The following is a 22,275-nucleotide window of genomic DNA, read 5'->3' as shown; positions in this document are numbered from 1 at the left end:
CCGTGTGACAATCGCGTGACGCCTGGACGCCTTACTTCACCGGGAAGTAGCCCACCTGGGTGGCGAGCGCCTGGCCCTCGGGCGACAGGACGTAGTCGAGGAAGGCCTTGGCATCACCCGTGGGCGCGGCGCGCAGGTAGAAGTACAGCTCGCGCGAGAGCGGGTACTTGCCGCTCTTGATGTTCTCCGCGCTCGGGGCGATGGCCTCCTTGCCCTGGAGCACCTTGAGCTCCTTGACGCCCTTGGCGTAGGCGGCGCCGCCATAGCCGATGCCGTTCTTCTCCTTGGCCACCGCGTTGACCACCGCGGCGGTGCCCGGCAGCGTCTGGGCGCTCGCGGTGTAGTCCTCGCCCTTGAGCACGTGGTCCTTCACGAACACGTAGGTGCCCGAGGAGTTCTCGCGCGAGTAGACGACGATGGGCGCGTCCGGGCCGCCCACCTGCTTCCAGTTCGTCACGTCGCCCAGGTAGATGTCGCGCAGCTGCTGCTCGGTGAGCGCGCCGAGCGGGTTGGACTCGCTCACGTAGAAGGTGACGCCGTCCTTGGCCACGGCGAGCTGCGTGGCGTTGGCCTTGTGGCGCGCGCGCAGCTGGGCGTTCTCCGCGTCCTTGATGGGCCGGCTGGACATGGCGATCTCCGTGGTGCCGTTGACGAGCGCCGCCAGGCCCACGCCCGAGCCGCCCCCCGTCACCTGCAGCTTGACGGTGGCGTTCTTCTTCATGAACTCCTCGGCCCAGCGCTGCCCGAGGATGACCAGCGTGTCCGAGCCCTTCACGGTGACCGTACCCGCGCGCGCGGCGCCCGGCAGGAGGAGCAGCAGCACCGTGGCGAGCGAGGCGATGAGCGTCTTCATGGGAGGTGTTTCCTTGGAGTGGGAATCCACGGGGGGCTTTACGTGACTCGCGTGGCCGTTGCGGGGACTCGCCGTGACAAATGCGTCACGCGCCTCACGCCGCTCCGGGCTCGACGATGCGGTAGCCCACGCCCCGGACCGTCTCCAGGTAGGCGCGCGCCGGGCCGAGCTTCTCGCGCAGGCGCATGATGTGCGTGTCGATGGTGCGCGTCTCCAGGTGGCTGGACAGGCCCCACACCTGTTCGAGGAGCAGCTCCCGGGACTGCACCCGGCCCACCCGCGACAGCAGGTGCTCGAGCAGCCGGAACTCCAGCGCGGTGAGCACCACCTCGCGGCCCTCCACCAGGAAGCGGTGGGCCGTGGTGTCGAGTGACAGGGGGCCGAGCGTGAGGGTGCTCCCGGCCTCCTGGGGGGTGCTGCCGCGCCGCAGGATGGCCTTGAGCCGCAGCACGAGCTCCCGGACGCTGAAGGGCTTGGTGACGTAGTCGTCGGCCCCCACCTCGAAGCCCCGCACCCGGTCGCCTTCCTCGCTCTTGGCCGTGAGCATGACGATGGGCACGTCCCGCGTGGAGGGCGTGGCGCGCAGCTGGCGGCAGACCTCCACGCCGGACATGTCCGGCAGCATCACGTCCAGCAGGATGATGTCGGCGCGCTGCTCGCGGGCGGCCACCAGCGCGGCATCCCCGGTGGCGGCGATGCGCGTGGAGAAGCCGACGGCGCGCAGGTTGAAGTCGATGAGCTCGGCGAGATCCCGCTCATCGTCGACAATGAGAATGTGGGGCATGGCGCGCGCACTGTGTGCCGCGACGTTCGCGGACCCGTGGCACCCAGGCGACAACTGCGTGACATCGACCGGACCTCAGCCGTCCAGGTCGTGTGCCCCGGCGAGCGGCAGCGGCTCCTCGTCGATGGGCAGGGGCGCGCCCTCCTCGGCATCGGCCGAGCGCAGGGCCGCGGGGTCCAGCGCGGGCAGTTCCAGCGGCGTGGGCCGGTGGGGGATGTTGGAGCCGGGCGGCGGGCGCAGCACGGGCCCGGGCGGCGGCAGCCCCGAGTGCCGACGCGCGGCCTCCATTAGCGCCTTGTGGTGGCGATAGCGCGCCTCGACGAGCTTGTGGATGAGCAGCGGTCCACCGGGGACGCGGCGCGCGGTGAGGGCCTGGGTGGCCTTGCGCACCGGGTAGCGCACCCGGCGGATCTGCACGCGCCAGCCCCGGGGCGTGAAGGTGAAGACGCCGTAGGCCGGACGCAGATCGCCATCCCGCGGAATGCCGGCGCTCGCCACGTCGGCGATGAGCAGGCGGCCCACGCGGCGGCGGTAGGGGAAGTGCAGGTGGCCGAACGCCACCGCCGCCGCATCCAGGTTCTGGAAGTAGCGGCGCACGGTGTTCTCATCCAGCGTGGGATCGAGCGAGTCCTCGAGGTTGCGCGGGTTGGCGTGGCAGACGAACAGGTCCTGCCCCCGGCGCGGGCTGTAGCGCACCGAGAAGGGCATGGAGCCCAGGCGCTTGAGCCAGGCCTCCCCGAGCTGATCCCTCGACCACTGGAGCAGCTCCGTCTTCCAGTGGTCGCGCTCCCGGTAGGCGCCCCCCAGGTAGTTGCCGGCGAGGTAGCAGTCGGTGTTGCCCATGATGAGGGCGTGACAGCGATCGAAGAGCAGCTCCACCGTCTCGCGAGGATGCGCGCCCCGCAGCGCGAGGTCGCCCGCGGCGACGATGTAATCGGGCGCTACCCGGGCGATGTCCTCCAGGACGGCCTCGCAGGCCGGGAGGTTGCCGTGAATGTCGGCGAGGATTGCGACCCGCATGGATGGCGCATCCTAACCCGCGGATGCAGCAGAGGGCACCGCCACCCGCAGTAAAATCGTGAAGGTGGAGCCCTCGTTCGGTTGGCTCTCCACCCGGACCTCGCCGCCCATGGCGCCCAGCAGGTGCTTGACGATGGACAGTCCCAGCCCCGTGCCCCCCATGTCCCGGCTGCGGCCTTTGTCCACCCGGTAGAAGCGCTCGAAGATGCGCGTGAGGTGCCGCGGCTCGATGCCCACGCCGCTGTCCCGCACGTGCACCACGCACCGACCCTCTTCCAGGCCCCCCGTCACCCGCACCCGTCCGCCCTCGGGCGTGTACTTCACCGCGTTGTCCAACAGGTTGAGCAGCACCTGTTCCAGGCCTCGCTCGTCTCCCTGGGCCACGAGCTCCGGGGGAACGTCCAATTCCAGGGAAATGCGTTTGCCCTGGGCCTTGTGCCGGACGGTCTCGGCCGCGCGGGCGGCCGCTTGCGCGAGCGGCACGTCCCGCACCTGGAGCTTCACTTCGCGTGACTCCAGGCGTGACAGTTCGAGCAGATCCTCGACGAGCTCCGAGAGCCGCTCGGACTGGCGGTGGATGATGTCGACCATCTTGGCGGCGACCTGGGGGTCGGCGAGGGCGCCGGACTGGAGCGTCTCCGCGTAGCCGCGGATGGCGGTGATGGGGGTGCGCAGCTCGTGCGAGACGTTGGCGACGAAGTCCTTGCGCACCTTCTCCAGGTGGCGCAGCTCGGTGACGTCGTGGAAGACGGCGGCGCTGCCGGGCAGGTCCCCGCCCAGGGGCGTCACCCGGATGGCGAGCGTGCGCGACAGCACGTCGTCCAGTGTCAGCTCCAGTCGGGTGGACACGCCTTCCTGGCAGGCCCGGCTCACGGCCTCGTTGAGCGAGTCGTGGCGCAGCAGCGTGAGCGGGCGCTGGCCGACGATGTCCCCCGCGGGCATCAGCATGCCGCGCAGCGCGTCGTTGTGGCGCAGCACGTTGCCCTCCACGTCCGTCACCCAGATGCCCTCGGCCATGCCGTCGAGGACGGCGGTGAGCGTGCGCGCCTCCTGCAGCAGGCCCACGTCGCGGGTGAAGTGCCGCTGGTGCAGCGCGTCGAGGGTGCGCCGCACCAGTGTCAGCTCCTCGAGCTCCTCGTCATCGGCGGCCGGGGGAGACGGGGAGGTGCTCTCGGGGCGGGTGAGCGCCGTGCGCGTGAGCCCGGTCAGGCGGCGCTGGATGAGACCCCGCGCCGCCATCAACGTCAGCCCGGAGCCGAGCAGGGTGGAGAGCGAGACATAGACGGCGTCCATGTTCCAGCCCAGCAGCAGGAAGACCACGAGCGCCACGCCAGCGGGAGCCAGCAGCGCGAGCAGCAGGGGGCGAGGGGGCATGGATCAGGGCGGGGTGAGCTTGTAGCCCACGCCGCGCACCGTCTCGATGATGTCGCCCGCGGGGCCGAGCTTCTCGCGCAGGCGCTTGATGTGCGTGTCCACCGTGCGGGTGTGGATCTCCGCCTGGATGCCCCACACGTCCGAGAGCAGGACCTCGCGGGTCTGCACCCGCTCGGTGCGCTCCATCAACGTGCGCAGCAGCCGGAACTCGAGCGCCGTGAGGGCCACCTCCTGGCCCCGGGCCCGGACCTGGTGGCGCGTGGTGTCCAGTTGGATGTCCCCGGCGGACAGCTGGGCGCTCTCACCCTCCTCGGCGTCCGCGCGCCGCAGCACGGCCTTGACCCGGAGCAGCAGCTCGCGCACCGAGAAGGGCTTCACCACGTAGTCGTCCGCGCCCAGCTCCAGGCCCTGGATGCGATCGGACTCCTGGCCCTTGGCGCTCACGATGATGACCGGCACCTTGCGCAAGTCCGCGTCGCCCTTGAACAGGCGCAGCACCTCGCTGCCCGCCAGGTCCGGCAACATCAGGTCCAGCAGCAACAGGTCCGGCGGATTCGCGCGGGCGCGGGCCAGACCGCTCGCGCCCGAGCCCACCGCCTCCGCCTCGAAGCCCGCGGCGCGCAGGTTGTACTCCACCAGTCCGGCCAGATCCTGCTCGTCCTCGATGATCAGGATGCGTGCCATGTCTCCTCCCGGCTTGCCGTGCTCACGCCGATTGCACTAACAGAGCCCCCGTGTCGGCTGAATGAAGAGGATGTGACGCCTTCGTGACAACGCGGCGGGGCGGGTGCGCCGCCTCGCGCGTCCCCCGGGCTCAAGGCGAGGGGAAGGTGGGGTTGCAGCCGACGGCGGCGAGCTGGATGGACGCGGCGATGAAGGGCTCGTTGCGGGAGCTCACGGCGTTCAGGTAGTTGCAGGAGCTGCCGAGGAAGCGCGGCGGGCTGCTGCGCGAGACCGCCTCGATGACGATGGCGTAGTCGCGACCGACGGGGATGTTCACGTCGAGCTTCTGGGTGCCGCCCTCGCCGAGCTGGACCGGGAAGACGAGCGCCCGGCCCGTCTTGCCCGCGGAGTCCGCGATGACGAGCGGCTCGGTGGCCTTCACCTGCTGGTTGAGGCACGAGCGCTGGAGATCCGCGCAGCTGCGCGCGGCGCCATTGGGCAGCACCACCACCTGGAAGGCCCCCAGCTCGTCGGCGACGGCTTGCGAGAGCACCAGCCGCATGCCCAGCGGCTGGCTGTCCGGCTCGTCCATGCCGCCGCAGCCCAGCAGGAGGGTGGCGCCCAGCAGGGCGAGAGACGAGGCGCGCGCGCTCATGGACGGACCTGGACGGTGATGGGCACGAGGGCCCGGTTGTCGGAGGTGGCGTACACGACGGCGCCCGCGGTGCCCGCCACGGCGACCGCGCCCACGGCGACCCACAGCCAGGGGCTCTTGTACCAGGGGCGCTCGCTCACCACGGCGACCGCGCCCGCCTCGGGCGTCACCTGGAAGATGAGCGGGTTGAACGCATCGCCCCGGCCCGCCAGGCGCCGCTGGGCCGCGTCCGCCACCTCGAAGTAGTACTCCACTTCATAGGCCGAGGACGTGGGGGGCAGCTCGTAGGCGGGCAGGGTGGCGACGAAGTGCTCCTTGTTGGTCCGGTCGCGCGCGAAGTCCACCGAGCTGTAGGCCTGCGCGCCCGCGCGCCGGTAGAAGAGCCGCGCCCGGGCCCCGAGCGCCATGTCGGTGATGCGCGCCTCGGCCACCACGGGCTCCTTGCCGTTGGTGTCCGGAATCGGGTCCACCTGCAGCGTGACGGGCCGCACGCGCCGGTTCTTGATGTCCTCCTTGATGCGCGCGTACAGGGCGCGGATCTTCGGCGGCGCCGTGCGCGGCAGCTCGTAGTCCGGCCGGGCCTGCAGGAGCATCTCGTAGGCCTCGCGCGCCCGGGCCTCGTCCCCGAGGTACAGGGACGTGATGCCGAGCAGGCGGTAGAGCTCCACGAGTTGGTCGTCCGTGACGTCCGGGGCATCCAGCCCGGCCTCCACGGTCCGTACCGCCTCCTCGAACTCGCCGTCCTCGATCTGTTCCTGGGCGCGTGCGATCTCCGGACGCGCCGGGGCCGTCTGATACAAGAGCGGCCGAGGGAAAAGGGGTCTGGCCAGCGAGGCGCCCGGCATCAGCAGGCTCGCCGTCAGGATGCACGCCACCACGCGATACCGCTGCACGTCCATTGGCCGGCACCCTAGCAGACGGACAGGCCTCGCTCCACTTCGAGGCGCACTCCTCGTGCAACATCCGCGTGTCTTGGACATCCTTGGGTGTTCTGGCGCGTTGACTCCGGGGGGAGGCCTCCCCATGATGCGCGCCCCTTTTGGACAGGATGAGATGTCGTGGCGATGCGCGTAAAGATTGAAGAGATTAAGGACCAGGGGCTTCAGCTCAAGGAGTCGCTGAGCCTGGAGCAGCTCCGCGCCGCGCTCGAGGGCTCGGGCTTCCAGGCCACCGAGCCCCTGGCGGTCTCCGCCGACCTGCGCAAGGTGAGCGGGGGCGTGCTGCTCAAGGCCCAGTTCACCGAGCGCGTGGACACGCAGTGCAAGCGCTGTCTCACCGACGCGACGCTGACGCTGCCCGTGTCCTTCACGCTCAACCTGGTGCCCCAGTCGCTCGCCCGAGGCGAGGACGTGCTGGACGAGGACGAGGTGGAGGAGAAGGACCGGGGCCATGGAGAGTCGGGTGGCTCCTTCTCCATCAATGACACGGACGAGGAGGTCTTCGACGGCAAGGTCATCGACCTGGAGCCCATCGTGCGCGAGCAGGCGATCCTGGCGCTGCCCATGAACGCCCTGTGTCGCGAGGACTGCAAGGGCCTGTGCGCCCAGTGCGGCCAGAACCTCAACGAGAAGGCGTGTGCCTGCGAGGCGAAGAGCGAGGATTCACCCCTGGCCCGGCAGCTCAAGAAGCTCAAGATCCAGAGCTGAGGCCCCCCATCGCCGCCTCCTCCTTTTATAGGGGGAGGCGCCGCGGGGCCCACGCCACGAACGAAAAGGCCGCCCCTCTTCATCGAGGGAGCGGCCTTTTGACCTTCCAGCGAGCGCTGGAGCCCGGGGACTAGCCCTGGGCGGCGGGGACCGTCTCGCGGCCCTTGTAGAAGCCGCAGGCGCTGCAGGCGCGGTGCGGAAGCGCCGGCTCGTTGCAGTTGCTGCACTTGATCACCTGCACGGCGCTCCGCAGGTTGTTGTTGGCCGCCCGGCGGCGGTCACGACGCATCTTGGACGTACGCTTCTTGGGAACACCCACGGCTCACCTCTATATCGTCACGGTCCGGGCTTCCGGAGATGTTCTCACCAGATCCGACCGGTAAAAGCTTGGAAGGCGGCGGACCCTAGCCGCTCGGGACGTGTGAGTCAACGCGCCAATGGGGATCAAATCCCCCGGGGGCGGCAACGCCCCAGGTCCGCCCCCTATTCTACCCCCGGGCCGGGCCGGGTCCATGGAAGGATGCCGCCGCGATGAGGCTCGTTCTGGATGCGATGGGGGGGGATCACGCCCCGGAGACCCCCGTGCGAGGCGCGCTCCTGTTCGCCCGGGAGCGCGCGGAGCACGAGGTGGTGCTGGTGGGGCCCGCGGACCGGGTGCGCGACTGCCTCGCGCGGGCGGGGGGCGCTCCCCTCAATGTGCGCGTGCATCCCGCCTCCCAGGTCGTGGAGATGGGCGATCAGGCCTTCTCCGCCATCCGCCGCAAGCGCGACTCCTCCCTCCGGGTGGGCTTCGAGCTCGTGCGCCGGGGCGAGGCCGAGGCGTTCGTGTCGGCCGGGCACTCGGGGGCGGTGATGGCCGGGGGGCTGCTCGTGCTCGGCCGCCTGCCCGGGGTGGACCGCCCCGCCATCGCCACGCTCCTGCCCGCCCTCAAGGGCAGCGGGCGCTGCCTGCTCCTGGACTCGGGGGCCAACGTGGAGTGCAGGCCCGAGCACCTCGCCCAGTGGGCCGTGCTGGGCAGCGCCTACGTGCGGGCCCGGCTGGGGCTGGCGCGTCCCCGGGTGGCCGTGCTCTCCAATGGCGAGGAGTCCTCCAAGGGCACGGCGCTCACGCGCGCGGCGGCGGCGCTGCTGCGGGGCTCGGACCTGAACTTCGTGGGCTACGCCGAGGGGCGCGCGCTGTTCTCCGGCGACGTGGAGGTGGTCGTCACCGACGGTTTCACGGGCAATGTGGTGCTCAAGACCTCCGAGGGCGTGGCGGCGGGAGTGACGGGGGTGCTGCGCTCGGCCATCGAGGCGCGGGGCGGCCTGGCGGAGAAGCTGGGGGCGCTGCTCCTGCGGCCCACCTTCGCGGGGCTGCGCAAGATGGTGGACTACGCGGAGCACGGCGGCGCGCCGCTGCTCGGCATCCAGGGCGTGGCCATCGTGGCCCATGGTCGCAGCTCGCCGCGCGCCCTGCAGCAGGCCCTGGAGGCGGCCGCGCGCTCGGCCGAGGCGGGGGGCCACGCCGAGTTGACGCGTTGCATCGCCCAGGCCGCCGCCTGGCTTCCCGTCCGCCACCGGGGAAAGAGCGCACCCTCGGGGGGGTGACTCGGGGTGGTGAGAAGTGCTGGCTCAACCTGGGCGAATACGGCAATACGTCCTCCGCCTCCCTGCCCATGGCGCTCGGGTAGTGGAGTCCTTGAGGGAGGGAGTTCGCGGCATGTCGAAGATCGCTTTCATTTTCCCCGGCCAGGGCAGTCAGGCCGTTGGCATGGGGAAGGACCTGTTCGAGAAGTTTCCCGAGGCCCGGGTCGTGTTCGAGGCGGCCGACGAGGCACTGGGCGAGAAGTTCACCCAGACGATGTTCGAGGGGCCCGAGGCCGCGCTCAAGCTGACGGCCAACACCCAGCCGGCCATCCTCACCGTGTCGGTGGCCGCGCACGCCGTGTTCTCCCGGCGGGGGCCGGCGCCGGTGTTCGTGGCGGGCCATTCGCTCGGGGAGTACTCGGCCCTGGTGGCCGCGGGGGCGCTGTCCCTGGAGGACGCCGTGCGGGCCGTGCGCGCGCGGGGCACCTTCATGCAGGAAGCCGTGCCCGAGGGCGTGGGCGCCATGGCCGCCATCCTCGGCCTCACCCCGGACAAGGTGAAGCAGGCGTGTGACGAGGCGGCCCAGGATCAGGTGGTGTCCCCCGCCAACTACAACTCGCCCGAGCAGACGGTCATCGCCGGCCATGCCCAGGCGGTGGAGCGCGCCGGGGCGCGGAGCAAGGAGCTGGGCGCCAAGCGCGTCATGCCCCTGCCGGTGTCCGCCCCCTTCCACTGCGCGCTGATGGACCCCGTCAAGCCGCGCCTGGCCGAGGTGCTCGCGCGGGTGAAGGTGGGTGCACCGGCGGTACCGGTGGTGACCAACGTGGAGGCGCGCCCCAACACCGACGCGGCGCGCGTGGTGCCCCTGCTGCTCGAGCAGGTCAGCTCCGTGGTGCGCTGGCTCGAGTGCGTGGAGACGCTCAAGGCCGAGGGCGTCACGCGCCTCGTCGAGCTGGGCCCGGGCAAGGTGCTCAGCGGGCTCACCAAGCGCATCAGCAAGGACATCGAGTCGTTCAACGTGGAAGATTCCGCGAGCCTGGAGAAGGTCCTCGCGGCGCTGGGAGCCTGAGATGAGCGCATTCAAGGACAAGGTGGTGTTGGTGACGGGTGGCTCGCGCGGGATTGGCCGGGCCATCTGCGTGGCGTTCGCGAAGCAGGGCGCCACGGTCGTCATCAGCTACGCGGGCAACGAGGCGGCCGCCCAGGAGACGCTGGGGCTCGTGCAGGCCGCGGGCGCCCGGGGCGAGATCGTCCGCTTCGACGTGGCGGACACCGCCGCGTGCGCCAGCGCCGTGGAGGCGTGCGTCAAGACGCACGGCCGGCTGGACGTGCTCGTGAACAACGCGGGCATCGCCGTGGACGGCCTCGTCATGCGCGTGAAGGACGAGGACTGGGACAAACAGTTGGACACCAACCTCCGGGGCGCCTTCGCGCTCATCCGCGCCGCCAGCCGCCCCATGATGAAGCAGCGGGGCGGGGCCATCATCAACCTGACCTCCGTGGTGGGGGAGATGGGCAACGGCGGGCAGGCGGCCTACTCGGCCTCCAAAGCGGGTCTCATCGGCCTCACCAAGTCCGTGGCCCGGGAGCTCGCCAGCCGCAACATCCGTGTCAACGCCGTGTCGCCGGGCTTCATCGACACCGACATGACGGCCTCCCTGGAGGGCGCCACGCGCGAGAAGATGGTGGCCGCCATCCCCCTGTCCCGCCTGGGCTCGGGCGAGGACGTGGCCAACGCCGTGTTGTTCCTGGCCGGAGACGCCGCCGCCTACATCACCGGAGAGGTCCTCAAGGTGAACGGCGGCATGTACATGTAGCCAAGGGTTGGATCGGCGCGGGGCCTGGAGTATACCGCGCCCGCCTTTACAGGGTCCGGGGAGTATGCTGGGCCGTCACGCGGTTTCCGGAGGATTCAATACCCATGACGACGTCTACCATCGAGAGCAAGATCAAGGGCATCATCGCCGACCAGCTGGGGGTGGGCGAGGAGGAGATCAAGCCCGAGTCCTCCTTCATCGAGGACCTCGGCGCCGACAGCCTCGACATCGTCGAGCTGGTGATGGCGATGGAGGAGGAGTTCGAGGTCGAGATCCCCGACGAGGAGGCCGAGAACATCAAGACCGTCGGTGACGCCATCAACTACGTCAACACCCACAAGAAGTAGGCCTCACCGGTAGGACCGGGGCGCGTGGGTAGCGCCCGGTGTTCCATGGCAGCAGCGCGGTAGGGAGTGGAGAGTCACGTGTCAAACCGTCGAGTCGTCATCACCGGTACCGGCATCCTCACGGCACTGGGCACCGGTACCGAGAAGAACTGGAAGGCGATGCTCGCCGGCCAGTCCGGTATCGCGAACATCACCCGCTTCGATGTGGGGAAGATCGACACCCGCTTCGCCGGGGAGGTGAAGGACTTCCAGCCCGAGCAGTTCATCGAGAAGCGCGAAGTGCGCCGGATGGACCTGTTCGCCCAGTTCGCGCTCGCGGCGGCCGACATGGCCGTCAAGGAGAGTGGCCTGCCCATCGGGCCGGACGCTCCCCATGGCTACACGCCCGAGAAGGTCGGCGTCATCGTGGGCTCGGGCATTGGTGGCATCTCCTCGCTCGAGGAGCAGCACCACAAGGGGATGGAGAAGGGCTTTGACCGGCTCTCTCCGTTCTTCATCATCCAGATGATCATCAACATGGCGCCTGGACTCATCTCCATGCGCTATGGCTGCAAGGGCCCCAACTGGTCGCCCGTGTCGGCCTGCGCCACCAGCGCGCACGCCATCGGCGAGGCCTGGAAGTCCATCCGCCTGGGCGAGTGTGACGCGGTCATCGCCGGCGGTGCCGAGGCGGCCATCACCCCGCTGGGCATGGGCGGCTTCTCGGTGATGAAGGCCCTGTCCAACCGCAACGACAGCCCGGCGAGCGCCAGCCGTCCCTTCGACAAGGAGCGCGATGGCTTCGTGATGGGCGAGGGCGCGGGCATCGTCGTGCTCGAGGAGCTGGAGCACGCCAAGAAGCGCGGCGCGCGCATCCTCGCGGAGGTCGTGGGTTATGGCGCCAACTCGGACGCGCACCACGTGACGCAGCCCGCCCCGGAAGGCGAGGGCGCGGCGCGGTGCATGCGCCTGGCGCTCGCGTCCGCGGGCATGAACCCCGAGGACGTGAGCTACATCAACGCGCACGGCACCTCCACGCCCTTCAACGACGCCAACGAGACCAAGGCCATCAAGGCCGTGTTCGGCGCGCACGCGCGCAAGGTCGCCGTGTCGTCCACCAAGTCCATGACGGGCCACATGCTGGGCGCCGCCGGTGGCGCCGAGGCCGTGGTGAGCGTGATGACGCTCCTCCACGACATCGTCCCGCCGACCATCAACCTGACCAACCCGGATCCGGACTGCGATCTGGACTACGTGCCCAACCAGGCGCGTGAGCAGCGGGTGGACGCGGTGATGAGCAACTCGTTCGGTTTCGGCGGCACCAACGCGGTGCTGGTGTTCAAGAAGTTCCAGTAGCACGTCCCCCCCGGGCCGCCGCTCGCGCGGGGGCCCGGCGCAGGGAAGAAGAGGGCGCCCATGAAGGTCATCATCGCGTCGGACCATGCGGGCCTGGAGTTGCGCCGCGAACTCGTGAAGGCGCTCCAGGAGGCGCGCACCGAGGTGGATGACCGGGGGCCGGCCACGGCGGACTCCGTGGACTACCCCGACTTCGCCCGCCAGGTGGCGCTCGGGGTAGCGGAGGGCCGGGCGACCTTTGGCGTCCTCGTGTGCGGCACGGGCATGGGCATGGCCATCACCGCCAACAAGTTCCCGGGCATCCGCGCCGCGCTCTGCACGGACGAGTTCGTGGCCCGCATGGCCCGGGCCCACAACGACGCCAACGTGCTCTGCCTGGGTCAGCGCGTGGTGGGGGCGGGGCTCGCCCGGAGCATCCTCGAGGCGTTCCTGACCACCCCGTTCGAGGGCGGCCGCCACCAGCGGCGCCTGGACAAGATTCGCGAGGCCGAGTCCGGCAACGGGCGCTGACGGCCGCCATTCCCCGCTGAGGAGAGACACGCCATGGAGAACACCCGCACGCTGTCCCAGGTCGATCCGGAGATCGCCAAGGTCCTCCTCGAGGAGACGCGCCGCCAGGAAGACGGCCTGGAGCTCATCGCCTCGGAGAACTTCGTCAGTCCCGCGGTGATGGAGGCCGCTGGCTCGGTCCTCACCAACAAGTACGCGGAGGGCTACCCCGGCAAGCGCTACTACGGCGGGTGCGAGGTGGTGGACGTGGCCGAGTCGCTCGCCATCTCCCGCGCCAAGGAGCTCTTCGGCGCCGAGTACGCCAACGTGCAGGCCCACTCGGGCAGCCAGGCCAACATGGGCGCCTACATGGCGCTGATGAAGCCGGGAGAGACGCTGCTCGCGCTGGACCTGAACTCCGGCGGCCACCTCACCCACGGCTCCGCGTTCAACTTCTCCGGCAAGCTCTACAAGGCCGTGCACTACGGGCTCACCCGGGACACGGAGACCATCGACTACGCGCAGGCCGCCGCGCTCGCCCAGGAGCACAAGCCGCGCGTGGTGGTGGTGGGCGCCTCGGCCTACCCCCGCATCATCGACTTCGCGAAGTTCCGCGAGATCGCCGACAGCGTGGGCGCCGCGCTCATGGTGGACATGGCGCACATCGCCGGCCTCGTGGCCGCGGGGATCCACCCCTCGCCCGTGCCCCTGGCCGACATCGTCACCAGCACCACGCACAAGACGCTGCGCGGCCCGCGCGGTGGCCTCGTGCTGGCCAAGGAGTCCTACGGCAAGACGCTCAACAGCCAGATCTTCCCGGGCATCCAGGGCGGCCCCCTCATGCACGTCATCGCCGCCAAGGCCGTGGCCTTCCGCGAGGCGCTGTCCCCCGAGTTCAAGGCCTACCAGAAGCAGATCGTCGCCAACGCCCAGGCGCTCGCCGAGGCGCTGCAGAAGGGCGGCCTGCGCCTGTGCTCTGGCGGCACCGACAACCACCTGATGCTCGTGGACCTGCGCCCCAAGAAGCTCGTGGGCAAGGTGGCCGAGGAGGTGCTGGGCAAGGCCGGCATCACGGTGAACAAGAACATGATCCCCTTCGATCCGGAGAAGCCCACGGTGACGTCCGGTGTGCGCATCGGCACCCCGGCGCTCACCTCGCGCGGCATGAAGGAGGCGGAGATGGCCACCGTGGGCGCCCTGGTGGTCGAGGCGCTGGACCACGCCTCGGACGAGGCGCGCCTCGCCAGCATCCGTGGCCGCATCCAGGAGTTCACCCAGAGCTTCCCGCTCTACGCCTCGCGCCTGAAGTAGCGGGCCCCACCGCCGCCCCATGCGCTGCCCCTTCTGCCAGGACGCCGAGAACAAGGTCATCGACTCGCGCGAGTCTCAGGAGGGGTCCGTCATCCGCCGGCGCCGCGAGTGCCTCCAGTGCAAGCGGCGCTTCACCACCTACGAGCGCGTGGAGGAACTCGCCCCGCTCATCGTGAAGAAGGACGGGCGGCGCGAGACGTTCGATCGGGACAAGCTGCTCGCGGGGCTGCAGAAGGCCTGCGAGAAGCGCCCGGTGTCCTCGGATCGGCTGGAGGAGACGGTGACGGCCGTGGAGCGCCTGCTCCAGGGCCTGGGCGAGAAGGAAGTGCCCTCGTCGGTCATCGGCGAGGAGGTGATGCGGCGGCTGCAGGTGCTGGACGAGGTGGCCTACGTGCGCTTCGCCTCGGTGTACCGCAGCTTCCACGACATCACCGAGTTCATGGAGGAGCTCAAGGACCTGCTGTCGGAACGGGCGCGTGAGCGCAAGCCGCCCCGTTCTCCGGACAAGGAAGGTTGACGGGGGATGCGGCTCTTGACGCGAGCGCGATTGCAGGCGGGGCGCGCGCCCCGGGCCAAGCGCACGGCGGATTTCGACCGCGCCGTGGCCGAGTTCTTCATGCGCATGGCGCTGGAGGAGGCCGCCAAGGGCCTGGGCCGCACCAGCCCCAATCCGGTGGTGGGCGTCGTGCTGGTGAAGGGCGGCCGGGTCATCTCCCGCGGCTACCACCGCCGCGCGGGCACCGCGCACGCCGAGGTGGTGGCGCTCGAGGCCGCGGGCACCAAGGCGCGGGGCGCCGACCTCTACACCACGCTCGAGCCGTGCGATCACTACGGGCGCACGCCGCCGTGCAGTCAGGCCATCCTGGACGCGGGCGTGCGCCGGGTCATCACCGCCTCGTCGGATCCCAACCCCAAGGTGAACGGCAAGGGCGTGGCCCGGCTGCGGCGCGCCGGGGTGCAGGTGCTCACCGGCGTGCTCGCCGAGGAGGCCGATCGGCTCAACCGCCCCTTCTTCAAGGCGATGACCACCGGCCTGCCCTTCGTCTCGCTCAAGGCGGCGGTCACCCTGGACGGCAAGCTCGCCACCGCCACCGGGGACTCGCGCTGGGTGACGGGCGAGCAGGCCCGCGCGTGGGTGCACCGGCTGCGCGACCAGGTGGACGTCATCCTCGTGGGCGCGAACACCGCCCGCCGTGACAACCCCCAGCTCACCACCCGGCTGCCCGAGGGCAGTGGGAAGGATCCCGTGCGGGTCGTGGTGGATTCGCGCCTGCGGCTGCCGGCGACGCTCACCGTCTTCACCCAGCGCTCGCCCGCGCGCACCGTGGTGGCCACGCTCGAGGAGCCCACCGGCCGCAAGGCCAAACGCTTCCTCTCGACCGGCGCCGACGTCTGGCAGCTGCCCGAGAAGGACGGGCAGGTGGATCTGGAAGCCCTCATGCGCCGACTCGCCCAGGAGGGCCTCAACCATGTCCTCGTGGAGGGTGGGGCGGAGATGTACGGCTCGTTCCTGCGCGAGGAGCTGGCCGACGAGCTCCTGCTCTTCATCGCGCCCAAGCTCATCGGCGGCGAGGGCCTGTCCTGGTCGGGCTCGCTGGGCGTCAAGCAGATGGCGCGCGCGCTCACGGTGAGCCCGCTCGCCTTCGAGCAGGTGGGCGAGGATCTCCTGCTGCGCACCCAGCTCCAGCCGCGCCGCTGAGCCGCTCAGGCCCGGACGTAGCCCAGCGCCAGATCGAAGATCATCAGCTCCAGGCGCTCGCGGGCCTCTTCGTCCATCTCCTCGAAGGTGAGCGAGACGCGCCGCGGCTCCTGCTCCCCCGTGTCCCGCGCCACGAGCCGCACGAGCCCCGTCACCGGCCGCTCGTGGGCCTCGGGCAGCCACAGCACGAAGCCGCCCACCTCGCCCGCCACCGGGGGATGGGTCAGCCGGCAGGAGAAGCCCCCCGAGGAGACATCCAGGGTGCGGCCCCGCCAGGCGCCTTCCCGGAAGCACACGTCCACCACGAGGCCCTTGGGCACCCGGAAGGTGCGGCGCGCGCTCGTGCCCGTCACCGGGTTCTGCCCCTGGGACTCGAGCAGCGAGCGCGCGAAGTGCTCCCGGGCCTCCAGATAGCGCGCCCGCTCCTCGCTCGTGTGCAGCCCGCGGCGCGCCCGCTCGTGCAATTCCCGGAAGTTCGTCAACCACGCGGTCAAATCCATACGCCCAGTCTACCCGGCCCCGGCCGGGCGACCGAGCGTGCCGTGAGGGGGACGACCTGGGAGGTCGCTCGCCGTCCGGGCCCGCCCGGGGAGGAGGCGGGGGCGCGGGAGAAGCAGCGGTCGCGGACGCGCGAATCCGTTATAAGCCAGCGCGACATGTTCACCGGACTCATCCAGGACATTGGCGTGGTGGAGCGGGTCATCCCCGGCGGGATGACGGACCTGTGGATCCGCACCTCGCTCGGGGCGCGGGACTTCACACTCGGCGAGTCGATCGCGGTGGATGGCGCCTGCCTCACCGTGGTGGAGCGCGCGGGCGACTCCTTCCGCGTCCAGGCGGCGCCGGAGACCCTGCGGCGCACGACGCTCGGGGCCCGGACGCCCGGCTCGCGGGTCAACCTCGAGCGGGCGCTCGCGCTGGGCGACCGGCTCGGCGGCCACATGGTCAGCGGCCACGTGGACGCGGTGAGCGAGGTGCTGGAGACGCGCACCGAGGGCGGCTCGTGGGTGATGCTCTTCCGGCTCACCCCGGACATCGCCCCCTTCTTCATCGAGAAGGGCTCGGTGGCCATCGACGGCATCAGCCTCACCGTCAACTCGGTGGGCGTGGACCACTTCGGCGTGCAGCTCATCCCCGAGACCCAGGAGCGCACCACGCTGCGCTCGCGCGCGGTGGGGGAGCGGGTGAACCTGGAGGCGGACATGATTGGCAAGTACGTGGCGCGGCTCATCTCGCTGCGCCAGGGCCCGGGGGCCGGGCTCACCGAGGCCGCGCTCAAGGCCGCGGGCTTCGGGGGCTGAGCATCGGGGTTGATTCGTCCGCAAGGACCGGGAGTTCGCATGGCGCGCGGCAAGCAGCAGCAGGACACGGACAGCATCGCCCTGGTGGAGCGGGCGCTCGCGGACATCCGCAAGGGGCGGATGGTCATCCTCACGGATGACGAGGACCGCGAGAACGAGGGCGACCTCGTCATGGCGGCGGAGAAGGTGACCCCCCAGGACATCAACTTCATGGCCACCCATGGCCGCGGGCTCATCTGCCTGTCGCTCGACGAGGAGCGCATCCGCCGGCTCAACCTGCCCCTGATGGTGCAGGACAACACCTCCTCCTTCCAGACGGCCTTCACCGTCTCCATCGAGGCCGCCCAGGGCGTGTCCACCGGCATCTCCGCCAAGGACCGCGCCCACACCATCCAGGTGGCGGTGGCGCCCAACGCCAAGCCCTCGGACCTGTCGCGCCCCGGCCACATCTTCCCCCTGCGCGCGCGCGAGGGTGGGGTGCTCGTGCGCACCGGCCAGACGGAGGGCAGCGTGGACCTGTCGCGCATGGCGGGCCTGCGCCCCTCGGGCGTCATCTGCGAGATCATGAACCCCGACGGCACCATGGCGCGTCGGCCGGACCTCGTGCGCTTCGCCCGCAAGCACCAGATGGTGCTCCTGTCCGTGGCGGACATCATCCGCTACCGGCTGGAGCGCGAGCGGCTCGTGAAGCGGCTGGGCGAGGCGACGCTGGAGCGCCGGGGCCAGGGCTCCTTCCGGGCCTACACCTATGGCAGCGCGGTGGACACGGCCGTGCACGTGGCCCTGGTCAAGGGCGACATCTCCGGCCGGGAGCCCGTGCTCACCCGCGTGCATCGCTCCTGCCTCATGGGGGACGTGCTGGGCAGCGCCGGGTGCGAGTGCGGCCCTCAGCTGGAGCGGGCCTTCCAGAAAATCCACGAGGCGGGGCGGGGGGTGGTCATCCTCCTGCAGCGCGATGCGTCCGCGAAGGATCAGCTGCGCTGCACCCACGTGCCCAACGAGGAGCTGGTCCCCGGGCACAAGGATCAGACCCGGCTGCGCGAGTTCGGCGTGGGGGCGCAGATCCTCAAGGATCTCAAGCTGACCCGGCTGCGCCTGCTCACCAACAACCCCAAGAAGATCGTGGGGTTGGAGAGCTACGCCCTGGAGGTGGTGGAGCAGCTGCCCCTGGCGGAGCCGGCGGAGCCCGCCCGGCGGGTCGCCGCTCGTCGCCTCGCTCCCCCCCGCCGGGCCTCCTGAGCGGCTCGCCCGGGGGGAAAACTGGGGGGGACGCCACCCGGGTGCCTGGTGTAGAGAGGGCCGCACATGCCCCGTTACATCGAAGGTGACTTCCTCCCCCCCAAGGGCCGCTTCGCCATCTGCGTGGCCCGTTTCAACGCGTTCATCACCGAGGAACTGGTGAAGGGCGCGGTGGACACCCTGGTGCGCCACGGTGTGGCCGATGGGGACATCGACGTGTTCCGCTGCCCCGGCACCTACGAGCTGCCGGCGCTCACGCGGCGCGTGTCGGAGACCCGGTCCTACGTGGGCATCGTCACCCTGGGCGCCGTCATCCGCGGGGGCACGCCCCACTTCGACTACGTGTCGGGCGAGTGCACCAAGGGCATCGGCCAGGTGGCCTTCACCTCCCAGGCGGCCGTCACCTTCGGCGTGCTCACGTGTGACACCGTGGAGCAGGCCATCGACCGCGCCGGCGTGAAGGCCGGCAACAAGGGCTCCGAGGCGGCGATGGCCTGCATCGAGATGGTCAACCTGCACACGCGGCTCGCCTCCCTGCCGCAAGGAAAGAGCTGACCATGGGCGCGCGCAGAACGGCTCGTGAGCGGGCGCTCCAGGCGCTCTACCAGGTGGACATGGCGCCGGGCTCCCGCATCGGCGAGGCCCTGGAGGCCGCGTGGGCCGCCGCCGAGGTGGCCAACACCGAGGCCGAGGCGGTGAAGTTCGCCCGCGAGCTCGCCGAGGGCGTGCAGTCCCACCGCGAGGAGATCGACCAGCTCATCGAGAAGCACAGCCACAACTGGCGCCTGGACCGCATGTCGCGCATCGACCGCAACGTGCTGCGCCTGGGCGTCTTCGAGCTCAAGTACCGCCCGGACATCCCCAAGAAGGTGTCCATCAACGAGGCGGTGGAGCTGGGCAAGAACTTCGGCACCGAGGAGTCCAGCGCCTTCGTCAACGGCCTGCTGGATCGCGTGGCCGTGGCCCTGGGGAAGCAGTGAACGTCTCCACCCACGAGCTCGGTCTGGCGGGTCTGGACTCGCTGCAGGAGGTGGACGCCCTCTGCCTCTTCGTGGCCGAGGACGACCGGCCCCTGCCGGGCATCGCGGGGTATGTGGACTGGCGCCTGTGCGGCACCCTGTCGCGCGTGCTCCTGTCCGGCTTCTTCGCGGGCGCCCGGGACGACTCCCTGCTGCTGCCCACGGACGGGGGGTTCACGGTCCCCCGGGTCTTCGTCCTGGGCCTGGGCCGACGCCAGGGCATGGACGCCGCCGCCCTGGGCGCCGCGCTCGCCTCCGCCGGCCAGGTGCTCGCCCGGGCCCGGGTGGACTCCGTGGCCCTGGAGATCCCAGGTCACGGCGCGCTGGATGACTCCGCACGTCTGTCCGCCTTCCAGGAACGCTTCCTTCCCGCCTTCAAGGGAAAGAAGGTCTCGGTGCTGGCGGACAAGGAATTCGCCCGCCGACTGCCTTCCCGCAAGGCCTGAAGCTCGCCGCTTCTCATCCTTCTGGTAGGATGTCCGGACCGGTTCCTGACTCATGACGTCCAAGATTCTGATCGTGGAGGATTCGAGGGCCTCGCGGGAGCTCATCGCCGCGACGGTGGAGTCCATCCCGGGTCTCGAGGCCATCCCCTCCAGCAGTGGCCTCGAGGCGCTCAAGCTGCTGCCCCAGCACGACTTCGCGCTCATCATCACCGACATCAACATGCCCGACATCAACGGGCTGGAGCTCATCCGCTTCGTCAAGAGCAACCCCGCCCTGCGTGACACCCCCCTGTTCATCATCACCACCGAGGGTCGGGAGACGGATCGCGATCGCGGACTGGCGCTGGGCGCGGTGGAGTACCTGGTGAAGCCCTTCTCCCCGCGGAGCCTGGAAGAGCTCGTGCGGCGCTACCTCCAGCTCGCGTGAGCACCGCGGGCAAGGCCCTGGCGGAGTTCATCGCCGAGGGCACGGAGATCCTCGAGTCGCTGAGCCGGGACCTGCTCCTGTTGGATCAGCAGCGCGGCACGGAGCCGGATCCCGAGGTCATCAACGGCATCTTCCGGGCGGCGCACTCGCTCAAGGGCCTGGCGGCGCTCTTCGGCCAGGAGCGCATCGCGAAGCTGGCCCACCAGACGGAGGACCTGCTGGATCGGCTGCGGCTGGGCAAGCTATCGCTGGACGATCAGGTGCTCGACGGGCTCATCGAGTCCCTGGACGTGCTCCAGTCCCTGCTGTCCGAGGCGTCGCGGGAAGAGGCCACGGACTCGTTGGGCGAGCGGGTGACGACGCTCGGGCAGCGGCTGGCGGACCTGGGCACGGTGGCGTCCGCGTCCGACGAGGATCCGCTGGACCGCCTGGACCTGCCCGCGCAGGTGCGCGCCGTCTTCACCGAGTACGAGGAGCACCGCCTGCGCGAGAACGTGCGCCGGGGCGTGGCGCTCTACCGCGTGCGGGCCGCGTTCGACCTGTCCGACTTCGACACGGGCCTCACCGAGCTCAACGCGCGGCTCAAGCCCCTGGGCGAGGTCGTCAGCACCCTGCCGTCGTCGGAGCCCGGGGGGCTGTCGGGCATCGCGTTCGACCTCATCTTCGGCGCCAAGGTGTCCAGCGAGGAGCTGACGCAGAAGCTCGAGGGCACGCCCGCCCAGCTCTTCTCGATCGGGATCCGCCCGGCCACCCCCTCCCCGCGCCCGTCCGAGTCCGAGTCCGAGCCGGAGGCCGTGGCCCCGACCCTGGCGGCGGCGAGCGTCCCGGCGCGCAAGACGGCCAAACGCAAGCCCCGGGCGCCCAAGGCGCCCACCCCCGAGGTCGTCGCGGAAGAGGTCGTCGCGACGCCCACGGCGAAGACGACCGTCCTGCGCGCGCTGGAGAGCGAGCCCGCGGCGGAGACGACCGAGGCCCACGTCCCGGTGCGCACGCTGGTGCAGGATCCGCCCACGTCCCGGAGCGGCCGGGGCGAGGGGGAGTCCGCGCGCAGCCTCACCCAGACGGTGCGCGTGGACATCAGCCGGCTGGACGCGCTGATGAACACCGTGGGCGAGTTGCTGCTCATCAAGGCCAACCTCCAGCGCATGGTGGAGAGCGTGCGGCAGGACCCGGGCACCTCGCTGTCCAAGGCGTGGGGCCAGGAGCTGTCGCGCGAGACGCGGCAGTTGGAGCGCAAACTGGACGCGCTGCAGGAGGGCCTCCTGGAGGCGCGCATGGTGCCCGTGGGCCAGGTGTTCGACCGGCTCGCGCGCCTGGTGCGCCGCATCGCGCGCGAGGTGGGCAAGGAGATCGACTTCATCATCGGCGGCGGCGACGTGGAGCTGGACAAGCTCATCGTCGAGGAGCTGAGCGATCCGCTCATGCACATCATCCGCAACGCCATCGACCATGGGGCCGAGTCCCCCGAGGCGCGGCTGGCGGTGGGCAAGCCCCGACGGGCACGCATCTCGCTGCACGCCGAGCAGAAGGGCAACCACGTCGTCATCGAGGTGAGTGACGACGGGGCGGGCATCGACGAGCTGGGCGTGCGCGAGCTGGCGCTGCGCAAGGGCCTCATCACCGAGGCCCAGGCGCGCGAGATGAGCCGGCGCGAGCTGCTCAACCTCATCTTCCTGCCGGGCTTCTCCACCGCGCGCAGCGTGAGCGAGCTGTCCGGCCGGGGCGTGGGCCTGGACGTGGTGAAGAACAACATCGGCAACCTGTCCGGCATCATCGACGTGTGGAGCGAGCGGGGGCAGGGCACCGCCTTCCACCTCACGCTGCCCGTCACCCTGGCCATCATCCGGGCCCTGGTGGTGGGCGTGAGTGGTCGCACCTACGCGGTGCCGCTCAACAGCGTGCTGGAAATCCTCTCCGTCAAGCCGGCGGAGATCCGCACCGTGGAGCGGCGCGAGGTGCTGGACGTGCGCGGCAGCACGCTGCCCCTCATGCGGCTGGCGCGCGTGTTCGGCCACCCGGAGCACCACCCGGACCGCTACTTCGTGGTGGTGGCGGGGCTGGCCCAGGAGCGCCTGGGCATCGCCGTGGACGAGCTCCAGGGCCAGCAGGACATCGTCGTCAAATCCCTGGGCGGCCGATTGCAGGGCGTGCGAGGGATCTCGGGGGCGGCGGACCTGGCCAACCGGCGCACCGTGCTGGTGCTCGACGTGGGCGCCCTGTTGGAAGAAGGGATGAGCACCGAGCGGCGCCGGGCGTGATCCGCCGAGCGCGGGCCTGCTATCTT

At 70.5% G+C, this 22,275-nt stretch carries 26 protein-coding genes; 17 read left to right on the top strand and 9 right to left on the bottom strand.

Going from position 1 to position 22,275, the window contains the following annotated elements; genetic code table 11:
- Nucleotides 1–31: 31 nt before the first annotated feature.
- The 7 genes from I3V78_RS29060 to I3V78_RS29030 all read right to left on the bottom strand — a co-directional run bounded on the left by I3V78_RS29060 (nucleotide 32) and on the right by I3V78_RS29030 (nucleotide 6,248).
- The gene (locus tag I3V78_RS29060) at nucleotides 32–853 is read right to left on the bottom strand and encodes a phosphate ABC transporter substrate-binding protein (RefSeq protein ID WP_204492312.1); all 822 of its coding nucleotides are present in this window, start codon (nucleotides 851–853) and stop codon (nucleotides 32–34) included.
- Nucleotides 854–947: 94 nt separating this feature from the next.
- Nucleotides 948–1,637: a response regulator gene (locus I3V78_RS29055; protein WP_204492310.1), complete on the bottom strand. Its 690-nt coding sequence runs from the start codon at nucleotides 1,635–1,637 to the stop codon at nucleotides 948–950.
- 75 nt (nucleotides 1,638–1,712) lie between these two features.
- On the bottom strand, nucleotides 1,713–2,657 hold the full coding sequence (locus tag I3V78_RS29050; protein ID WP_204492307.1) for a metallophosphoesterase family protein: 945 nt from the start codon (nucleotides 2,655–2,657) through the stop codon (nucleotides 1,713–1,715).
- A gap of 12 nt (nucleotides 2,658–2,669) precedes the next feature.
- Entirely contained in the window at nucleotides 2,670–4,031 is a 1,362-nt protein-coding gene (locus I3V78_RS29045) for a sensor histidine kinase (protein ID WP_204492305.1), read from the bottom strand.
- 3 nt (nucleotides 4,032–4,034) lie between these two features.
- Nucleotides 4,035–4,715, bottom strand: coding sequence for a winged helix-turn-helix domain-containing protein (locus I3V78_RS29040; RefSeq protein WP_204492302.1), 681 nt, complete (start codon nucleotides 4,713–4,715; stop codon nucleotides 4,035–4,037).
- Nucleotides 4,716–4,845: 130 nt separating this feature from the next.
- A complete protein-coding gene (locus tag I3V78_RS29035; RefSeq protein ID WP_204492300.1) occupies nucleotides 4,846–5,349 on the bottom strand; it encodes a hypothetical protein in 504 nt (167 codons plus the stop codon).
- Entirely contained in the window at nucleotides 5,346–6,248 is a 903-nt protein-coding gene (locus tag I3V78_RS29030; protein WP_204492298.1) for a tetratricopeptide repeat protein, read from the bottom strand. Before I3V78_RS29030 ends, I3V78_RS29035 begins: the two co-directional genes overlap by 4 nt.
- Before the next feature lie 165 nt (nucleotides 6,249–6,413).
- Here I3V78_RS29030 and I3V78_RS29025 point away from each other — a divergent pair, with 165 nt between their 5' ends.
- Nucleotides 6,414–6,995 (top strand): YceD family protein, encoded by a 582-nt coding sequence (locus I3V78_RS29025; RefSeq protein ID WP_204496830.1) that lies wholly within the window; start codon nucleotides 6,414–6,416, stop codon nucleotides 6,993–6,995.
- Nucleotides 6,996–7,125: 130 nt separating this feature from the next.
- Here I3V78_RS29025 and rpmF read toward each other — a convergent pair whose 3' ends face one another.
- Entirely contained in the window at nucleotides 7,126–7,314 is a 189-nt protein-coding gene (gene rpmF, locus I3V78_RS29020; RefSeq protein ID WP_204492296.1) for a 50S ribosomal protein L32, read from the bottom strand.
- A 212-nt stretch (nucleotides 7,315–7,526) separates the two neighbouring features.
- Here rpmF and plsX point away from each other — a divergent pair, with 212 nt between their 5' ends.
- From plsX to ribD, 9 genes are all read left to right on the top strand, one after another.
- Nucleotides 7,527–8,582 carry a phosphate acyltransferase PlsX gene (gene plsX, locus I3V78_RS29015; protein WP_204492294.1) on the top strand — a complete coding sequence of 352 codons (1,056 nt, stop codon included), beginning with the start codon at nucleotides 7,527–7,529 and terminating at the stop codon, nucleotides 8,580–8,582.
- 112 nt (nucleotides 8,583–8,694) lie between these two features.
- On the top strand, nucleotides 8,695–9,630 hold the full coding sequence (gene fabD / locus I3V78_RS29010) for an ACP S-malonyltransferase (protein ID WP_204492292.1): 936 nt from the start codon (nucleotides 8,695–8,697) through the stop codon (nucleotides 9,628–9,630).
- 1 nt (nucleotide 9,631) lies between these two features.
- Nucleotides 9,632–10,378 (top strand): 3-oxoacyl-[acyl-carrier-protein] reductase, encoded by a 747-nt coding sequence (gene fabG, locus I3V78_RS29005; protein ID WP_204492290.1) that lies wholly within the window; start codon nucleotides 9,632–9,634, stop codon nucleotides 10,376–10,378.
- Nucleotides 10,379–10,482: 104 nt separating this feature from the next.
- A complete protein-coding gene (acpP, locus tag I3V78_RS29000; protein WP_204492287.1) occupies nucleotides 10,483–10,725 on the top strand; it encodes an acyl carrier protein in 243 nt (80 codons plus the stop codon).
- Nucleotides 10,726–10,803: 78 nt separating this feature from the next.
- Nucleotides 10,804–12,060, top strand: a complete 1,257-nt coding sequence (gene fabF / locus I3V78_RS28995) for a beta-ketoacyl-ACP synthase II (protein WP_204492285.1) — start codon at nucleotides 10,804–10,806, stop codon at nucleotides 12,058–12,060.
- 60 nt (nucleotides 12,061–12,120) lie between these two features.
- Nucleotides 12,121–12,570, top strand: coding sequence for a ribose 5-phosphate isomerase B (rpiB, locus tag I3V78_RS28990; protein WP_204492283.1), 450 nt, complete (start codon nucleotides 12,121–12,123; stop codon nucleotides 12,568–12,570).
- Between the two features lie 33 nt (nucleotides 12,571–12,603).
- A complete protein-coding gene (locus tag I3V78_RS28985) occupies nucleotides 12,604–13,860 on the top strand; it encodes a serine hydroxymethyltransferase (protein ID WP_204492280.1) in 1,257 nt (418 codons plus the stop codon).
- Between the two features lie 19 nt (nucleotides 13,861–13,879).
- Entirely contained in the window at nucleotides 13,880–14,377 is a 498-nt protein-coding gene (gene nrdR, locus I3V78_RS28980) for a transcriptional regulator NrdR (protein ID WP_204492278.1), read from the top strand.
- A 6-nt stretch (nucleotides 14,378–14,383) separates the two neighbouring features.
- A complete protein-coding gene (ribD, locus tag I3V78_RS28975; protein WP_204492276.1) occupies nucleotides 14,384–15,559 on the top strand; it encodes a bifunctional diaminohydroxyphosphoribosylaminopyrimidine deaminase/5-amino-6-(5-phosphoribosylamino)uracil reductase RibD in 1,176 nt (391 codons plus the stop codon).
- Between the two features lie 5 nt (nucleotides 15,560–15,564).
- Here the strand turns inward: ribD and I3V78_RS28970 are convergent, their stop codons facing one another.
- Nucleotides 15,565–16,059 (bottom strand): PilZ domain-containing protein, encoded by a 495-nt coding sequence (locus I3V78_RS28970; protein ID WP_204492274.1) that lies wholly within the window; start codon nucleotides 16,057–16,059, stop codon nucleotides 15,565–15,567.
- Nucleotides 16,060–16,215: 156 nt separating this feature from the next.
- Between I3V78_RS28970 and I3V78_RS28965 the strand changes: the two genes are divergently transcribed.
- The 7 genes from I3V78_RS28965 to I3V78_RS28935 all read left to right on the top strand — a co-directional run bounded on the left by I3V78_RS28965 (nucleotide 16,216) and on the right by I3V78_RS28935 (nucleotide 22,249).
- Nucleotides 16,216–16,860 (top strand): riboflavin synthase, encoded by a 645-nt coding sequence (locus I3V78_RS28965; RefSeq protein WP_204492271.1) that lies wholly within the window; start codon nucleotides 16,216–16,218, stop codon nucleotides 16,858–16,860.
- Nucleotides 16,861–16,899: 39 nt separating this feature from the next.
- Nucleotides 16,900–18,099, top strand: coding sequence for a 3,4-dihydroxy-2-butanone-4-phosphate synthase (ribB, locus tag I3V78_RS28960; RefSeq protein ID WP_204492268.1), 1,200 nt, complete (start codon nucleotides 16,900–16,902; stop codon nucleotides 18,097–18,099).
- A 66-nt stretch (nucleotides 18,100–18,165) separates the two neighbouring features.
- Complete coding sequence (ribH, locus tag I3V78_RS28955) at nucleotides 18,166–18,654, top strand: 6,7-dimethyl-8-ribityllumazine synthase (RefSeq protein WP_204492266.1); 489 nt, start codon at nucleotides 18,166–18,168, stop codon at nucleotides 18,652–18,654.
- Between the two features lie 2 nt (nucleotides 18,655–18,656).
- Entirely contained in the window at nucleotides 18,657–19,079 is a 423-nt protein-coding gene (gene nusB, locus I3V78_RS28950; RefSeq protein ID WP_204492264.1) for a transcription antitermination factor NusB, read from the top strand.
- On the top strand, nucleotides 19,076–19,564 hold the full coding sequence (locus I3V78_RS28945) for a M17 family peptidase N-terminal domain-containing protein (protein WP_204492261.1): 489 nt from the start codon (nucleotides 19,076–19,078) through the stop codon (nucleotides 19,562–19,564). Before nusB ends, I3V78_RS28945 begins: the two co-directional genes overlap by 4 nt.
- A 52-nt stretch (nucleotides 19,565–19,616) precedes the next feature.
- On the top strand, nucleotides 19,617–19,991 hold the full coding sequence (locus tag I3V78_RS28940) for a response regulator (RefSeq protein WP_204492259.1): 375 nt from the start codon (nucleotides 19,617–19,619) through the stop codon (nucleotides 19,989–19,991).
- Nucleotides 19,988–22,249: a chemotaxis protein CheW gene (locus tag I3V78_RS28935; protein ID WP_204492257.1), complete on the top strand. Its 2,262-nt coding sequence runs from the start codon at nucleotides 19,988–19,990 to the stop codon at nucleotides 22,247–22,249. Before I3V78_RS28940 ends, I3V78_RS28935 begins: the two co-directional genes overlap by 4 nt.
- Nucleotides 22,250–22,275: the final 26 nt, after the last annotated feature.

It is taken from the genome of Archangium primigenium (assembly GCF_016904885.1).
Taxonomy (GTDB): Bacteria; Myxococcota; Myxococcia; order Myxococcales; family Myxococcaceae; genus Cystobacter; species Cystobacter primigenius.
Note: the sequence above shows the minus strand (reverse complement) of the source record. Positions and strands in the feature narration are given on the sequence as shown.

What these genes read in the sequence shown, in the direction of transcription:
- ribD (WP_204492276.1), top strand. Translation starts at nt 14,384, where the DNA reads ATGCGGCTCTTGACGCGAGCGCGATTGCAGGCGGGGCGCGCGCCCCGG.
- I3V78_RS29060 (WP_204492312.1), bottom strand. Translation starts at nt 853, where the DNA reads ATGAAGACGCTCATCGCCTCGCTCGCCACGGTGCTGCTGCTCCTCCTG.
- I3V78_RS28940 (WP_204492259.1), top strand. Translation starts at nt 19,617, where the DNA reads ATGACGTCCAAGATTCTGATCGTGGAGGATTCGAGGGCCTCGCGGGAG.
- I3V78_RS29045 (WP_204492305.1), bottom strand. Translation starts at nt 4,031, where the DNA reads ATGCCCCCTCGCCCCCTGCTGCTCGCGCTGCTGGCTCCCGCTGGCGTG.
- I3V78_RS29035 (WP_204492300.1), bottom strand. Translation starts at nt 5,349, where the DNA reads ATGAGCGCGCGCGCCTCGTCTCTCGCCCTGCTGGGCGCCACCCTCCTG.
- I3V78_RS29055 (WP_204492310.1), bottom strand. Translation starts at nt 1,637, where the DNA reads ATGCCCCACATTCTCATTGTCGACGATGAGCGGGATCTCGCCGAGCTC.
- I3V78_RS28970 (WP_204492274.1), bottom strand. Translation starts at nt 16,059, where the DNA reads ATGGATTTGACCGCGTGGTTGACGAACTTCCGGGAATTGCACGAGCGG.
- fabD (WP_204492292.1), top strand. Translation starts at nt 8,695, where the DNA reads ATGTCGAAGATCGCTTTCATTTTCCCCGGCCAGGGCAGTCAGGCCGTT.
- I3V78_RS29025 (WP_204496830.1), top strand. Translation starts at nt 6,414, where the DNA reads ATGCGCGTAAAGATTGAAGAGATTAAGGACCAGGGGCTTCAGCTCAAG.
- acpP (WP_204492287.1), top strand. Translation starts at nt 10,483, where the DNA reads ATGACGACGTCTACCATCGAGAGCAAGATCAAGGGCATCATCGCCGAC.
- I3V78_RS29050 (WP_204492307.1), bottom strand. Translation starts at nt 2,657, where the DNA reads ATGCGGGTCGCAATCCTCGCCGACATTCACGGCAACCTCCCGGCCTGC.
- I3V78_RS29040 (WP_204492302.1), bottom strand. Translation starts at nt 4,715, where the DNA reads ATGGCACGCATCCTGATCATCGAGGACGAGCAGGATCTGGCCGGACTG.
- I3V78_RS28965 (WP_204492271.1), top strand. Translation starts at nt 16,216, where the DNA reads ATGTTCACCGGACTCATCCAGGACATTGGCGTGGTGGAGCGGGTCATC.
- ribB (WP_204492268.1), top strand. Translation starts at nt 16,900, where the DNA reads ATGGCGCGCGGCAAGCAGCAGCAGGACACGGACAGCATCGCCCTGGTG.
- plsX (WP_204492294.1), top strand. Translation starts at nt 7,527, where the DNA reads ATGAGGCTCGTTCTGGATGCGATGGGGGGGGATCACGCCCCGGAGACC.
- I3V78_RS28985 (WP_204492280.1), top strand. Translation starts at nt 12,604, where the DNA reads ATGGAGAACACCCGCACGCTGTCCCAGGTCGATCCGGAGATCGCCAAG.
- rpiB (WP_204492283.1), top strand. Translation starts at nt 12,121, where the DNA reads ATGAAGGTCATCATCGCGTCGGACCATGCGGGCCTGGAGTTGCGCCGC.
- fabG (WP_204492290.1), top strand. Translation starts at nt 9,632, where the DNA reads ATGAGCGCATTCAAGGACAAGGTGGTGTTGGTGACGGGTGGCTCGCGC.
- ribH (WP_204492266.1), top strand. Translation starts at nt 18,166, where the DNA reads ATGCCCCGTTACATCGAAGGTGACTTCCTCCCCCCCAAGGGCCGCTTC.
- I3V78_RS29030 (WP_204492298.1), bottom strand. Translation starts at nt 6,248, where the DNA reads ATGGACGTGCAGCGGTATCGCGTGGTGGCGTGCATCCTGACGGCGAGC.
- nrdR (WP_204492278.1), top strand. Translation starts at nt 13,880, where the DNA reads ATGCGCTGCCCCTTCTGCCAGGACGCCGAGAACAAGGTCATCGACTCG.
- nusB (WP_204492264.1), top strand. Translation starts at nt 18,657, where the DNA reads ATGGGCGCGCGCAGAACGGCTCGTGAGCGGGCGCTCCAGGCGCTCTAC.